The sequence below is a fragment of the Streptomyces sp. NPDC126499 genome (assembly GCF_040302485.1).
GTDB lineage: Bacteria > Actinomycetota > Actinomycetes > Streptomycetales > Streptomycetaceae > Streptomyces.
In genome coordinates this window covers 69,525-82,799 of record NZ_JBEOUO010000022.1, presented here as the reverse complement: position 1 = coordinate 82,799, position 13,275 = coordinate 69,525, and the positions used below count along the sequence as shown (strand labels likewise).

The 13,275-nt window shown below is 71.7% G+C and carries 11 protein-coding genes; 1 reads left to right on the top strand and 10 read right to left on the bottom strand.

Going from position 1 to position 13,275, the window contains the following annotated elements; genetic code table 11:
* Positions 1–28: 28 nt before the first annotated feature.
* The 10 genes from ABTZ91_RS27130 to ABTZ91_RS27085 form a co-directional block, all read right to left on the bottom strand.
* On the bottom strand, positions 29–430 hold the full coding sequence (locus tag ABTZ91_RS27130) for a cytidine deaminase (protein WP_352079859.1): 402 nt from the start codon (positions 428–430) through the stop codon (positions 29–31).
* Complete coding sequence (locus tag ABTZ91_RS27125; protein ID WP_352079858.1) at positions 427–1,692, bottom strand: ABC transporter permease; 1,266 nt, start codon at positions 1,690–1,692, stop codon at positions 427–429. Before ABTZ91_RS27125 ends, ABTZ91_RS27130 begins: the two co-directional genes overlap by 4 nt.
* Complete coding sequence (locus ABTZ91_RS27120) at positions 1,689–2,801, bottom strand: ABC transporter permease (RefSeq protein WP_352079857.1); 1,113 nt, start codon at positions 2,799–2,801, stop codon at positions 1,689–1,691. Before ABTZ91_RS27120 ends, ABTZ91_RS27125 begins: the two co-directional genes overlap by 4 nt.
* Complete coding sequence (locus ABTZ91_RS27115) at positions 2,798–4,435, bottom strand: ABC transporter ATP-binding protein (protein WP_352079902.1); 1,638 nt, start codon at positions 4,433–4,435, stop codon at positions 2,798–2,800. Before ABTZ91_RS27115 ends, ABTZ91_RS27120 begins: the two co-directional genes overlap by 4 nt.
* Before the next feature lie 227 nt (positions 4,436–4,662).
* On the bottom strand, positions 4,663–5,715 hold the full coding sequence (locus tag ABTZ91_RS27110; protein ID WP_352079856.1) for a BMP family ABC transporter substrate-binding protein: 1,053 nt from the start codon (positions 5,713–5,715) through the stop codon (positions 4,663–4,665).
* A 313-nt stretch (positions 5,716–6,028) separates the two neighbouring features.
* Positions 6,029–7,261, bottom strand: a complete 1,233-nt coding sequence (locus tag ABTZ91_RS27105; protein ID WP_352079855.1) for an amidohydrolase — start codon at positions 7,259–7,261, stop codon at positions 6,029–6,031.
* A gap of 116 nt (positions 7,262–7,377) precedes the next feature.
* Positions 7,378–8,655 carry a hypothetical protein gene (locus ABTZ91_RS27100; RefSeq protein ID WP_407078032.1) on the bottom strand — a complete coding sequence of 426 codons (1,278 nt, stop codon included), beginning with the start codon at positions 8,653–8,655 and terminating at the stop codon, positions 7,378–7,380.
* Complete coding sequence (locus tag ABTZ91_RS27095; protein ID WP_352079854.1) at positions 8,652–9,548, bottom strand: N-acetylneuraminate synthase family protein; 897 nt, start codon at positions 9,546–9,548, stop codon at positions 8,652–8,654. The genes ABTZ91_RS27100 and ABTZ91_RS27095 overlap by 4 nt, the downstream gene beginning before the upstream one ends.
* A 14-nt stretch (positions 9,549–9,562) precedes the next feature.
* The gene (locus ABTZ91_RS27090) at positions 9,563–10,762 is read right to left on the bottom strand and encodes an acylneuraminate cytidylyltransferase (RefSeq protein ID WP_352079853.1); all 1,200 of its coding nucleotides are present in this window, start codon (positions 10,760–10,762) and stop codon (positions 9,563–9,565) included.
* Positions 10,762–12,072: a DUF6716 putative glycosyltransferase gene (locus tag ABTZ91_RS27085; RefSeq protein ID WP_352079852.1), complete on the bottom strand. Its 1,311-nt coding sequence runs from the start codon at positions 12,070–12,072 to the stop codon at positions 10,762–10,764. Before ABTZ91_RS27085 ends, ABTZ91_RS27090 begins: the two co-directional genes overlap by 1 nt.
* 199 nt (positions 12,073–12,271) lie before the next feature.
* Here ABTZ91_RS27085 and ABTZ91_RS27080 point away from each other — a divergent pair, with 199 nt between their 5' ends.
* Positions 12,272–13,267, top strand: a complete 996-nt coding sequence (locus ABTZ91_RS27080) for a glycosyltransferase family 2 protein (protein ID WP_352079851.1) — start codon at positions 12,272–12,274, stop codon at positions 13,265–13,267.
* The last annotated feature ends 8 nt before the right edge of the window (positions 13,268–13,275 follow it).

Sequence of the window (13,275 nt, the reverse complement as noted above, 5' to 3'; positions counted from 1 at the left end):
ATCGTGCCGGAAGGGCCGCTCGGAGGTGTTACTTCGCCAGGTGGTCCGGGCCGAACGCCTGCGGGAGCATCTCCGCCAGGGTGACGAACCCGGCGGGCGTCTCCAGGACGAGTTCGGGGCCCCCGAACTCGTACAGGAGCTGCCGGCACCGCCCGCACGGCACCAGGGACTCGCCGCGGCCGTCGACGCACACGAAGTGCGTCAGCCGGCCGCCGCCGGTGGCCTGGAGCTGGGAGACGAGCCCGCACTCGGCGCACAGGCCGATGCCGAACGAGGCGTTCTCGACGTTGCAGCCGGAGACCACCCGCCCGTCGTCGACCAGCGCCGCCGCGCCGACCGGGTAGCCGGAGTAGGGCGCGTACGCGTGGGACATCGCCTCCCGGGCGGTCTTCCGCAGCCGCTCCCAGTCGGCCTCGGCCAGGGCCGTCACTTGCCCTGGCCCTTCCGGTACGGCAGACCGTCCGCCTTCGGCATCCGCAGCCGCTGCGCCGACAGGGCGAGCACCAGCAGCGTGGTGACGTACGGGGCGGCGTCCACGAACTGGCTCGGGACCTCGTCGGTGAGCGCGTACCAGAGGAAGAAGCCGGCCGAGAAGACGGCGGAGATCACGGCCGTCAGGTACTTCTTCCGGTACAGCTGCCACAGTGCGGCGATCACCAGCAGCAGCGCGACCAGCAGGAGCAGCGCGTGGACGTTCTCGGCGCCGCCGCGCAGCTTGAGGCTGTCGGTGAAGCCGAACAGGCCGGCGCCCAGCGCCATGCCGCCCGGCATCCAGTTGCCGAAGATCATCGCGGCGAGACCGATGTAACCGCGGCCGCCGGTCTGGCCCTCCTGGTAGATGCTGGTCGCGACGATCGCGAGGAAGGCGCCGCCGAGGCCCGCGAGACCGCCGGAGATGGTGACGGCGATGTACTTGTACTTGTAGACGTTCACGCCCAGCGACTCGGCCGCCACCGGGTTCTCGCCGCAGGAGCGCAGCCGCAGGCCGAAGGCCGTGCGCCACAGCAGCCACCAGCTGGCCGGGATGAGCAGGACGGCGACCACGGTGAGCAGCGACAGGTTGGTCACCAGGCCGCCGAGGATGCCGGCCAGGTCGGAGATCAGGAACCAGTGCTTGGCCTGGAGGTCCTGGAGCCAGTCCGACAGCCCCGGAATCGTGATCTTGGTGATCTCGTCGATGCGCGGGGACTGCTTGGAGGAGCCGCCCTCGGCCTCGGCGAAGGTGAAGTTGGACAGGTAGCGGGTGAAGCCGACCGCGAGGATGTTCAGCGCCACACCGGAGACGATGTGGTTGACGTTGAACGTGACGGTGATGACCGCGTGCAGCAGACCGCCGAGCGCGCCGCCGAGGATGCCGACGAGGACGCCGGTCCAGGGGCCCCACTGGTAGCCGGCCCAGGCGCCGAACCAGGTGCCGAGGATCATCATGCCCTCGAGGCCGATGTTGACCACGCCCGCGCGCTCGGCCCACAGGCCGCCGAGGCCGGCGAGGCCGATCGGGACGGCGAGCTGGAGCGCGCCGGAGACCTGGCCGACGGAGGTGAGGTCGTTGGCCCCGGAGATGACCCGGACCAGCGAGAAGAGCACGAGTCCGGCCGCGACGATCAGCAGGATCCAGGGCCAGGTCAGCTTGCGGCGGCCGCCCGCCTTCTTGGGCGCGGCGCTGGGCTTGGCAACGGTGCCGGTGCTCATGCCGCCACCTCCTTGTCGGTCTTGATGGCGCCGCCGGCGGCCAGCTGCTCGCCGACCTTCTGCTGCTGGCGGCGGAGGCCGTAACGACGGACGAGCTCGTAGGAGACGACCACGGCGATCACGATGATGCCCTGCATGATCTGCGTGATCTCCTTCGGATAACCGGCGACGTCGAGCGACGACGAGGCCTTGTCCAGGAAGGCGAAGAGCAGGGCGGCGAAGAAGATGCCGACCGGGTGGTTGCGGCCGAGCAGGGCGATGGCGATGGCGGTGAAGCCGACGCCGACGGGGAAGTCGAGGCTGTACGTGTGGGTCTCGCCGAGCAGGGTCGGCATGCCGGACAGACCGGCGAGGCCGCCCGAGATCAGCATCGAGGTGAGGATCATCTTCTTGGCGTCCACGCCGCTGGCCTGGGCCGCGGACTCGCTGGCACCGGTGGCGCGCAGGTCGAAGCCGAAGCGGGTGCGGTTGAGGACGAACCAGTAGACGACGCCGAGGGCGAGCGCGACGAAGGTGAAGCCGTAGACGACGCCGTTGCCGGTGTCGATGCCGGGGAACCAGCCGGACTCGGCGATCTCACCGGTGGTGAGGTTGTTGGATCCGGCGACCTGCTCGCCGAAGTTCTTCGGCAGCAGCAGCCAGGCCACCAGCGAGGTCGTGATGGCGTTGAGCATGATCGTCGAGACGACCTCGGAGACACCGCGGGTGGTCTTGAGGATGCCCGCGATGCCGGCCCAGAAGGCACCGGTGAGGACCGCGACCAGCACGATCAGCAGGATGTGCAGCGGACCGGGCAGCTCGACGGCGGCACCGACCACGGCGGAGAGCATCGCGGCGAGGCGGTACTGGCCGTCGACGCCGATGTTGAAGAGGTTCATGCGGAAGCCGATGGCCACCGCGAGCGCCGCCAGGTAGTAGATGCCGGTCTGGTTGACGATCAGCACCTGGATGTCGGAGAACCCGGCGTTCTCGATCATCAGCCGGATCGGCTCGATCGGGTCGATGCCCGTGGCGAGCAGCACCAGCACGGTGAGCACGAAGGAGGAGACCAGGGCGAGCACGGGGCCCGCGGCCCCGATGACCAGCTTGTCCTTGTCGAATTTCATCATCGGGCGTCACCGTCTTCGGACTGCTCTTCGGTGCCTTCGAGGTGGCCGGTGGCCGCGCCGGTCATGGCGGAGCCCAGCTCCTCGGGCGTGATGGTGGCGGGGTCGGCGTCGGCGACCAGCCGGCCGCGGTACATGACCCGCAGCGTGTCGGACAGGCCGATCAGCTCGTCGAGGTCGGCGGAGATCAGCAGCACCGCCAGGCCCTCGCGGCGGGCGTCGCGGATCGCGTCCCAGATCTGCGCCTGGGCGCCGACGTCCACACCGCGGGTGGGGTGGGCGGCGATCAGGAACTTGGGGGCGTGGCTCATCTCGCGGCCGACGATCAGCTTCTGCTGGTTGCCGCCGGACAGGGAGGCCGCGGTCACGTCGATGCCGGGGGTGCGGACGTCGTACTCGCGCACGATCCGCTCCGTGTCCTCGCGGGCGGCCTTCGGGTCGAGGATGCCGCGCCTGGAGTTGGGCTGCTCCGTGACGTGACCGAGGATGCGGTTCTCCCAGAGCGGGGCCTCCAGGAGCAGGCCGTGGCGGTGGCGGTCCTCGGGGATGTAGCCGATGCCGCCCTCGCGGCGCTTGCGCACCGAGACCTTGGTGATGTCCTCGCCGTCGAGGGTGATGACACCCGCGTCGAGGGTGTTCAGGCCCATGAGGGCCTCGATCAGCTCGGTCTGGCCGTTGCCCTCGACACCGGCGATGCCGAGGATCTCGCCCTTGTGGATGGTGAACGAGATGTCGTCGAGGAGCTTGCGGCCCGCGCCGACCTCCTGGAGCGCGACGGCGCCGGACGGGTCCGGCGGGGCGGCGGTGGTCAGCGGCGCGGCGGCCGCGGCGCCGGCCTCGCTCAGCGTCAGTCCCTCGACCTTCAGCATCGGCACGTCCGTGACCGTCGACTCGCGGGTCTCCGGGGAGGGCAGCTCGGTGCCGACCATCAGCTCGGCGAGCTGCTTGGTGGTGGCGGTCTTGGGGTCGGCGGTGCCGACCGTGGTGCCGCGCCGGATGACGGTGATGTCGTCGGCGACCTTCAGGACCTCGCCCAGCTTGTGCGAGATGAAGATGACGGTCAGGCCCTCGGACTTGAGCTCGCGCAGGTTGTCGAAGAGCGCGTCGACCTCCTGCGGGACGAGGACGGCGGTCGGCTCGTCGAGGATGAGGATCCGGGCGCCGCGGTAGAGGACCTTGAGGATCTCCACGCGCTGCCGGTCGGCGACGCCGAGGTCCTCGACCAGCGCGTCGGGGCGCACGCCGAGGCCGTACGCGTCGGAGATCTCCATGATCTTCCTGCGGGCCCTGGCACCGATGCCGTAGAGCTTCTCGCCGCCGAGGACGACGTTCTCCAGGACGGTGAGGTTGTCGGCGAGCATGAAGTGCTGGTGCACCATGCCGATGCCGCGCGCGATGGCGTCGGCGGGGCTGGAGAAGGTGACCTGCTCGCCGTCGATGGCGATGGTGCCCTCGTCCGGCTTCTGCATGCCGTACAGGATCTTCATCAGGGTCGACTTGCCGGCACCGTTCTCACCGATGAGGGCGTGCACGGTGCCCTTGCGGACGGTGATGGCGATGTCCTTGTTGGCGACGACGCCGGGGAAGCGCTTGGTGATGCCGTGGAGTTCTACGGCAGGGGGGCTGGACGCGTTGATGGCGCACTCTCCTTGGCCGGAAAGGAGTGGGAGCGGGAGGGCAGGGCGGGGCGAAGTTATCGTGCCGCTGGGACATCTACACGCGTAGCACTGCCGGAAATTGAAAACCCGTACGGGAAAGGGTCCCGGAACGGGGGGAAGGGGCTCGACATGGCCCGGGGGCCCGGTTCCGGTGGGGGTGCCACCGTGGCCGGGCCCGCGGGCTCAGGTCAGGGAACCTGGCGCCGTTACGGCGTGGTCTTGACCGTGATCTTGCCGTCGACGATGTCCTTCTTCGCCTTGTCGACAGCGGCGATCAGGTCGGTCATCTTCTTGTACTCCGGGTTGGAGTCGGCCAGGCCGACGCCGTCCGCCGCGAGGCCGTAGCGGACCTCACCGGTCTGCGGCTTGCCGTCCTTGACCGACTTGATCAGGTTGAAGACGGAGTCCGAGACGTCCTTGGTGACCGAGGTGAGGATCCGCTCCTTGTAGGCGGCCAGACCCTTCTGGTTGTACTGGTCCGAGTCCACGCCGATGGCCCACTTGCCGGCCTTGGCGGTCGCCTCGATCGCACCGGAGCCGGCGAGACCGGCGGCGGCGTAGATCACGTCGGCCTTGCGGTCGAGCATGCCCTGCGCGGCGGCCTTGCCGAGGTCCGGCTTGGCGAAGCCGTCGAAGTTCGGCGGCTGGGTCAGGTACTGGGTGAGCACCTTGGCGTTCGGGTTGGTGTCCTTGACGCCCTGGGCGAAGCCCGCCTCGAACTTCTTGATCAGCGGGACCTCGACACCGCCGATGAAGCCGACCGTGCCGGTCTTGGAGGCCTTGGCGGCGGCGACGCCGGCCAGGTAGGAGCCCTGCTCCTCGTTGAAGACCAGGTTGGCGATGTTCGGGCCGGTCTTCGACGTGTCGTCGATGAGGCCGAAGGTGGTCTTCGGGTAGGCCTTGGCGACCTTCTCGATGGCCGGGGCGTAGGCGAAGCCGACACCGATGACCGGGTTGTTGCCGGCGCGGGCGAGGGCGGTGAGGCGCTGCACCTTGTCGGCGTCGCCCTCACCCTCCGAGGGCTCGGCCTCGGCACCCTTGACGCCGAGCTCGTCCTCGGCCTTCTTCAGGCCCGCGTAGGCGGCGTCGTTGAAGGACTGGTCGCCACGGCCGCCGATGTCGTAGGCGATGGCGGCCTTGCCGGCCTTCGAGTCCGTGCCCGAACCCGAGTCCGTCGACGACTTGCCGCACGCGGTGGCGGACAGGGCGAGCGCCGCGGAGGCGATGCCCACGGTGGTGATCCTGGTGATCCGGCGCAAGAGGAGGGTCCCTTCAAGACTGACCGAAAGCGCCTCTTCCGGCGCTGGTTTCGCGGCGATCGTAACGCGCGTAGATGTCAGTTAAAGACCCGTTCATGAGTCGTTATCGGATCGACGCGAACCGGCCAGGGCGGCCACCGGCGGCGTCCGCCCCGATACCGCCCGTCATACACGCTGGTGCGGGCGACCGGCCCGGCTCCGTAGGCGACACGCCGGGGGCTGGGCCGGACGGATGAACCGGCCCCGGCCCCCCATTAAGTCGTACTTGAAGTCGGGATTTTCCGCCGGATTTCCCGGGGCGGGAAATCCCGGATCAGCGCTGGGGCGCGGCGTCGAGAAGGGCCGCCGCCGTGAACATCTCCACGGCCACCCCGATGGCCCGCTCGTCCACGTCGAAGTCGCCCGCGTGCAGGTCGCGCACCCGGGTGTCGCCGGGCGTACGGACACCGAGCCGGGCCATGGCGCCGGGCACGTGCTCCAGGTACCAGGAGAAGTCCTCGCCGCCGAGCGACTGCTCGGTGTCCTCGATCGCGTACGGCCCGCGCCGGGCGGACATCGCGTCGCGGAGCAGCTCGGTGATCACCGGGTCGTTGACGACCGGGGGGACACCGCGGACGTAGTCGACGGTCGACTTGGCGCGGTGGAGGGTGGCGATCTCGTCGATCGCCGCGTGCACCATGTCGGGCGCCTCGCGCCAGGCCGGCAGGTCGAGGCAGCGGACGGTGCCGGACAGCTCGGCGTGCTGCGGGATGACGTTGGGCGCGTGACCGGCCTCGATGCGGCCCCAGGTGACCGAGAGGCCGGAGCGGGCGTCGATCCGGCGGGCGAGCACGGCGGGCACGTCGGTGGCGATCCGGGCGGCGGCGGTGACCAGGTCGGTGGTCAGGTGCGGACGGGCGGTGTGGCCGCCGGGGCCGTCGAGGGTGATCTCCAGCCGGTCGCAGGCGGAGGTGATGGGCCCGGGGCGCAGACCGATCTTCCCGGCGTCGACCTTGGGGTCGCAGTGCACGGCGATGATCCGGCCGACGCCGTCCAGGACGCCCGCCGCGATGGCGTCGGCGGCGCCGCCGGGCAGCACCTCCTCGGCGGGCTGGAAGACCAGCCGTACGGCCGCGGGCAGCCGCCCCTGCCGGTCGAGCTCGGCCAGGACGAGGCCGGCGCCGAGGGCGGCGGTGGTGTGGACGTCGTGGCCGCAGGCGTGGGCCCGGCCCGGCTCCGTGGAGCGGTACGGCACGGTCTTGGTGTCGGGGATGGGCAGCGCGTCGAGGTCGGCGCGGATCGCCAGCATGGGCCGTACGCGGTCCCAGGTGCCGATGTCGCACATGAGTCCGGTGCCGCCCGGCAGGACTCTCGGGCGCAGTCCCGCCGCTTCCAGTCGGGTCTTGAGCGCGGCGGTGGTCCGGAACTCCTGCTTGCCGAGCTCGGGGTGCATGTGCAGATCCCGGCGGAACGCGATCAGTTCGGCACGCAGCGGTTCGGTCAGCGTTCCGGGCAGCGCTGCGGTCGCCGCGTCGGGGCCGGGCTCACGGGACTTCAACTGGTTCACCTTTTGAAGGGTACGGCCCCCGGAAGATCAACTGGCCCTTGATCACGAAAACTTCAGCCCGTTAGGGGATAGAAATCTTGTTTCACAGGTATGACGCACACCCCGTGTGGGTATGGTTAGCCGAATTCCAACCTCTCCGTACGGGTGGCGGTGCCGGCGACGCCGGCCAGGAAGCCCTGGGCGCGGGGTGAGGCGTTCTCCCGCAGCCACTCGGGCGCGATCTCGCACACGGCGACCTTCACGCCGGTGCCGGTGAGGGCCAGCGGCAGGGTGTGCACGACCGTGGACGGGAAGCTGACGACCGTACGGCCGATCGGGCCGCGGCGGGCGATCAGCTCCAGCGGCAGGTCGGGGCGGACGACCTCCAGGCCGGTCTCGACCGCGATCCGGTGCAGTTTCTCGGTGCTCTCGCGGCGGTGGGCGAAGTAGCGGGTGGCGCCGTGGGTGCGGGCGAGGACGGTGACGACCCGCAGGTAGTCGTCGGGGTCGACGACGCCGGTCTCCACGAGGGAGGTGCCGACGAGGTCGGCGCCGCGGGTGAGCCGGGGCGGGCCGAAGCGGGAGCGGGTCCAGGAGAAGTCGTTGGCCAGGACCGTGGTGCCCGGTGGCGGCTCGACCGGCAGCGAGGTGAAGATCTCCACGGTGCGGTGCCGGCCGGGCGCGAGCTTGCGGCGGGCCAGCGAGGTCACCGGCGCGAGGACCAGCTCGCGCGGCCCCCGGCTGCCCCGCCGGTGCCAGCGCACCAGCCGCTCGCCGCGGGCGAGCTGCGCGGCGAACTCCATGGTGGCGGTGCCGTCGTCGACGACGGTGACCCGGCGGGGGCCGAAGAGGGTGAGCAGCAGCTGGACGTAACGCGAGAACGGATCCCCGACGATCACCCGCTCGGCGGCCCGCAGGGGCCCGGCGAGCTCCCGCAGCGTCCGCGCGACGGCCCCCTTGCCGTCCCGGGCGTCCTGCCACTTCACGGTGACGCCCTCGTCCCTGGCCAGCTGCGCCATGCGGCGCAGCTGGCCCCGGGACATCGGGTCGGTGGGCGACAGGACGACGACGGTGAGCCGGAGGGCGGCGAGCGGGAGCATGTCGGCGGCCTCGGCGGTGTCGCCGAGGGCCGGGGCCTCGGCCCGAGCCGGTGCCGGGGTCTCGGCCGGAGCCGGGGCCTCGGCCCGAGCCGGAGCCAGGGCCTCGGCCGGAGCCGGGGTCTCGGCGGGGGCCAGGGGCTCGGCGGCAGTCGGGGCCTCGACCGGAGCCGGAGCCGGGGTGCGGCCCGTCGGCTGCGCGGGCATCGCCGGGAGGGCGTGCGGGGCGCCTCGGAGGGCCGTGGCCGTGGCGTGGGCCCATTCCAGGACGTTCAGGAGCTGGACCGGGCTCTCGACGAACGCCAGCCGGCCGGTCATGCGGCGACGAGTCCCGGGACCCGGCGGAGCTTCTTCATGGGGCCGAGCTCCGACTCGTAGACCTTCTTCACGCCGTCGCCGAGCGCGGTCTCGATGGTGCGGATGTCGCGGACCAGGCGCTGCAGGCCCTGCGGCTCGACGGAGGCGGCCTGGTCGGAGCCCCACATGGCGCGGTCGAGGGTGATGTGGCGCTCGACGAAGACGGCGCCGAGGGCGACGGCGGCCAGGGTGGTCTGGAGGCCGGTCTCGTGGCCGGAGTAGCCGATCGGGACGTTGGGGTACTCCTCCTGGAGCGTCTGGATCACGCGCAGGTTGAGCTCCTCGGCCTTGGCCGGGTAGGTCGAGGTCGCGTGGCAGAGCAGGATGTTGTCGCTGCCGAGGACCTCCACCGCGTGGCGGATCTGCTTCGGCGTCGACATGCCGGTGGAGAGGATGACCGTACGGCCGGTGGCGCGCAGTTCGCGCAGCAGCTCGTCGTCGGTGAGGGAGGCGGAGGCGACCTTGTGGGCGGGGACGTCGAACTTCTCCAGGAAGGCGACGGCCTCGGTGTCCCACGGGGAGGCGAACCAGTCGATGCCGCGCTCGCGGCAGTGCGCGTCGATGGCGCGGTACTCGTCCTCGCCGAACTCCACGCGGTGGCGGTAGTCGATGTAGGTCATGCGGCCCCACGGGGTGTCGCGCTCGATGTCCCACTGGTCGCGCGGGGTGCAGATCTCGGGGGTGCGCTTCTGGAACTTGACGGCGTCGCAGCCGGCCTCGGCGGCGACGTCGATGAGCGCGAAGGCGTTGTCCAGGTCGCCGTTGTGGTTGATGCCGATCTCGCCGGTGACGTAGACCGGTCGGCCCGGGCCCGCGGTCTTGCTGCCGAGGGTGCGAAGACGGGTGTCGCTCATGGTTCGGGGGTTCCTTACGCGTCGGGGGTGTGGAGCTCGGGTCCGAGGAGCCAGGCGGCGATCTCGCGGATCGCTCCGGAGCCGCCGGGGGTGTGGGTGACCGCGCGGGCGGCGGCCCGTACGGAGTCGTGGGCGCTGCCCACCGCGACGGGCCAGCCGACGAGGTGGAAGCAGGGCAGGTCGTTGACGTCGTTGCCGGCGTAGAGCACGCGCTGGGGGTCGACGCCCTGCTCGTCGCACCACTGCTTGAGGGCGAGGTCCTTGCGGTCCACGCCGTGGAGCACGGGGACGCGGAGCTTGCGGGCGCGGGCGGCGACGACGGGGTTCTGTTCGGTGGACAGGATCAGGAGCGGGACGCCGGCCCTGCGCAGGGCGGCGATGCCGAGGCCGTCGCCGCGGTGCACGGAGACGAACTCGCGTCCGTCGGCGTCGATGTGGACGCGGTCGTCGGTCTGGGTGCCGTCGAAGTCCAGGACGACGGCGTCGACGTCGTCGAGGGTCGGGGTGACCGGCGCGTCGAGCAGCGGGGCGAGCGCGCGGGCCCGGGCGAGGTCGTGCGGGTCGTCGATCTCCAAGACACGGGCGGGGTCGGTGACGACCAGCGCGGTGCGGCCGAAGAAGCGGTGGCCGTGGGCGCGGAAGCCGTCGGCGGCCATGGCGTAGACGGCGCCGGTCTCCAGGTACTCGGGCTCGCGGTCCTGACGGCGCGGGCGGTGCGCCTTGTCGTGGTTGACGCCGGTGGCGCCGTCGGCGCCGCCGGGGTTCTCCCTCCACAGGAAGCCGTGGGAGGGGGCGGCGGTGAAGGCCGTGTCGGCCTCGCCGGAGACGATCCGCGCGGCGGTGGCGTCGACCTCCTCCGCGGTGAGGAAGGGGCTCGTGCACTGCACGAGCAGCACCACGTCGGCGGCGCGCCCGGAGGCGGCCTCGAAGGCGTCCAGGGCGTGCCGGACGGCGGACTCGCTGGTGGCGGTGTCGCCGGAGAGGTCGGCGGGGCGCTGGACGGCCTCCGCGCCGAAGGCGCGGGCGGTCTCCGCGATGGCGGGGTCGTCGGTGGAGACGACGACGTCGGTGACGCGCGGGGCGGCCAGGCAGGCGCGGACGGCGCGGCCCACCAGGGGGACGCCGGCCACCGGGGCGAGGTTCTTGGCGGGGACGCCCTTGGAGCCGCCTCGGGCCGGGATCACGGCAAGCACGGTCGTCGGGGTCGTCGGCATCACAGTTCTCCCAGGCGGCGGATGACGGGGGCCACGCGCTGCACGCCGTGGCGGTACGCGCCGCGCGCCGCCTCGCGGACGATCCGGCGCACTCCGCTCTCGCGGGGCTCGGGCGCGCTCACGTCGAGGCGGTGGCGGGCGAGGATGCCGGGCAGGTACCCGCCGGCGGTCTCGGCCGTGTAGTACGGGGCGATCGGCGGCAGCGGCGGGCCGGCGAGGAGTGCGGCGACCCGCTCGCGGGCCGCGTCGAAGGCCCGCTCGTACCGGACGGTCCCCGGGCCGCCGACGCCGACGCCCTGCCGGGACAGCCACTCCTCGTCGGGGACGGGGACGGCGCCCTTGTCGAGGCGGTCGAAGGAGGTGAGAAGGCCGGAGCCGACGAAGTGGTGGTTGCCGAGCGCCTCGCGCACCCCGAGGTCGGTGAGGATCGCGGTGGGGATCCGCCGGTGGAGGGCTTCGAGGGCGGCCGTGGAGGAGACGGTGACCAGCAGGTCGGTGCGGTCCAGGACCTCGCCCATGTGCCCGTACACCAGCCGGAAGTTGGGCGGCACGGGCAGGTCGCGCACCAGCTTCTGGTACGGGAACTCCTCCAGGTGCGTGGTGTGTTCGCCCGGCCTGGAGCGGAGCTTCAGGAGCACCTCGCGGGCCGGGTGGAGCCGGGCGTGCCCGACCAGCCGGCGCAGCACGTAGGCGCGTTCGGCCCGCGTCACGGGCACGGAGGGCTGGGCGGCGAAGACCAGGGTGTCGCGGCCGGCCTCGGGGGTGTGCGGGGCGCCGCCCAGGAAGGGCAGGGCGGCCTCGACGACGGCGCCCGGGTCGGCACCCACGCCCTCGTACACGGCGCGGAACCGCTCGGCGTCGTGACGGGAGTTGGCGAGCACGACATCGGCGCCGTGACGCAGCAGGAGGCCGTCGGCGAGCTTCTCGTAGACGACGCCGACATAGCCGGTGACGAGGACCGGGCGGCGCTCCAGGGCGAGTTCGGCCAGGCCCTGGAGCAGGGCGCGGACGGTGCCGCCGACCAGGGCGAGCACGATCACGTCGTAGCCCTCGCCGCGGGCGGCCGCGTCGCGTACCTCACGCAGGAACTCCGCCCCCGTCACCTCGCGCGGGGCGGTGTCGGACACCCCGGTCTCGGCGAGCTGGCGGGCGGTGGGGGTGGCGCGGCCGCGCAGGACGAATCCGGTGGGGGCCGTTCCCTCGGGTCCCCCGGGCGCGATTCTGCGTGCGGTGAGCACGCCCCATTTCCACCGGGTGTCGGAGTCGGCGAGTACGGCGACGCGCGCCGCTCGTTCGTTGCGTGATGGCACGTCGAGGACGCTAGGAGGGCCGGGGGATTGGCGGCCCAACTGGGCCACAACAAATGGTTAACAGCACCATGACGCATTGCGGGAAACGGACAGAAAGGGGACGGGATACGGGGTGGTTAAGGGGCCCGCCGCTTTGTGTTCACCGGGCATCCCCTTTCCGGTCAGGACGAATGCCGGGGCGGCGCCTAGCGTCGTGTCCGTGGTCAAGCTCTCCGTCGTCGTGCCGTTCTACAACGTGCAGACATACGCCCCCGACGCCCTCAGAAGCCTGCGCGCGAACGCCCGTGAGGACTTCGAGTTCCTGCTGGTCGACGACTGTTCGACGGACGGGACCACGGAGCTCCTGGAACGGGCCGGGCGCGAGCTCCCGGGGGCGCGGCTGATCCGGCACGCGCGCAACGAGGGCCTCGCGACCGCCCGCAACACCGGTCTCGACGCGGCCCGCGGCACCTATGTGGCGTTCCTGGACGGGGACGACTGGCTCTCCCCCGGCTTCTACGCGGCTCTGGTCGCCACCATGGAGGAGCTGGGCTGCGACTTCCTGCGCACCGACCACGTCCGGGTGACCGGCCGGAACAGGTCGGTGCGGCGGGCGCCCGTGGGGCGGCGCGGGGAGGTGCTGCGACCGCGGGACGCGATCCTGCCGGCCGACCGGACGACGTCGGTGGACTACCCGTACGCCTGGGCCGGGATGTACCACCGGAGGCTGCTCGACCGGGGGCTGCTGCACTTCACGCCCGGCCTGCGCACGGCGGAGGACCGGCCGTGGATCTGGCGGCTGCACCGGGAGGCGGAGTCGTTCGCGGTCACCGGCGATCTGGGAATCTTCTACCGGCGCGGGGTCGCCACCTCGCTCACGCAGATCGGTGATGTCCGGCAACTCGATTTCATTCGCGCTTTCGACCAGGTGATCGAGGAGACGAAGAATGATCCGGACGCGGATCGGCTTCTCCCGAAGGCCGTCCGGACCTATTGCGCGGTGATTTCCCATCACATCGGAACCATGGCGAAATTCGAACCCGAGGTCGGACGGAAATTGCGGGCGATGAGTGCGGGCGCACTGCGGCGCATGCCGCAGGACGTCCTCGCCGAGGCGCTGACGGCGATGGGCGAGGAACGGGCCGGACCGCTGCGCCGGCTCAAGCGCCGCCGCCCCGCACCCGCACCGGCCCCTCTGGAGACGAACGCCGCATGAGCACGCGC

What these genes read in the sequence shown, in the direction of transcription:
- ABTZ91_RS27125 (WP_352079858.1), bottom strand. Translation starts at nt 1,692, where the DNA reads ATGAGCACCGGCACCGTTGCCAAGCCCAGCGCCGCGCCCAAGAAGGCG.
- ABTZ91_RS27120 (WP_352079857.1), bottom strand. Translation starts at nt 2,801, where the DNA reads ATGATGAAATTCGACAAGGACAAGCTGGTCATCGGGGCCGCGGGCCCC.
- ABTZ91_RS27100 (WP_407078032.1), bottom strand. Translation starts at nt 8,655, where the DNA reads ATGACCGGCCGGCTGGCGTTCGTCGAGAGCCCGGTCCAGCTCCTGAAC.
- ABTZ91_RS27095 (WP_352079854.1), bottom strand. Translation starts at nt 9,548, where the DNA reads ATGAGCGACACCCGTCTTCGCACCCTCGGCAGCAAGACCGCGGGCCCG.
- ABTZ91_RS27090 (WP_352079853.1), bottom strand. Translation starts at nt 10,762, where the DNA reads ATGCCGACGACCCCGACGACCGTGCTTGCCGTGATCCCGGCCCGAGGC.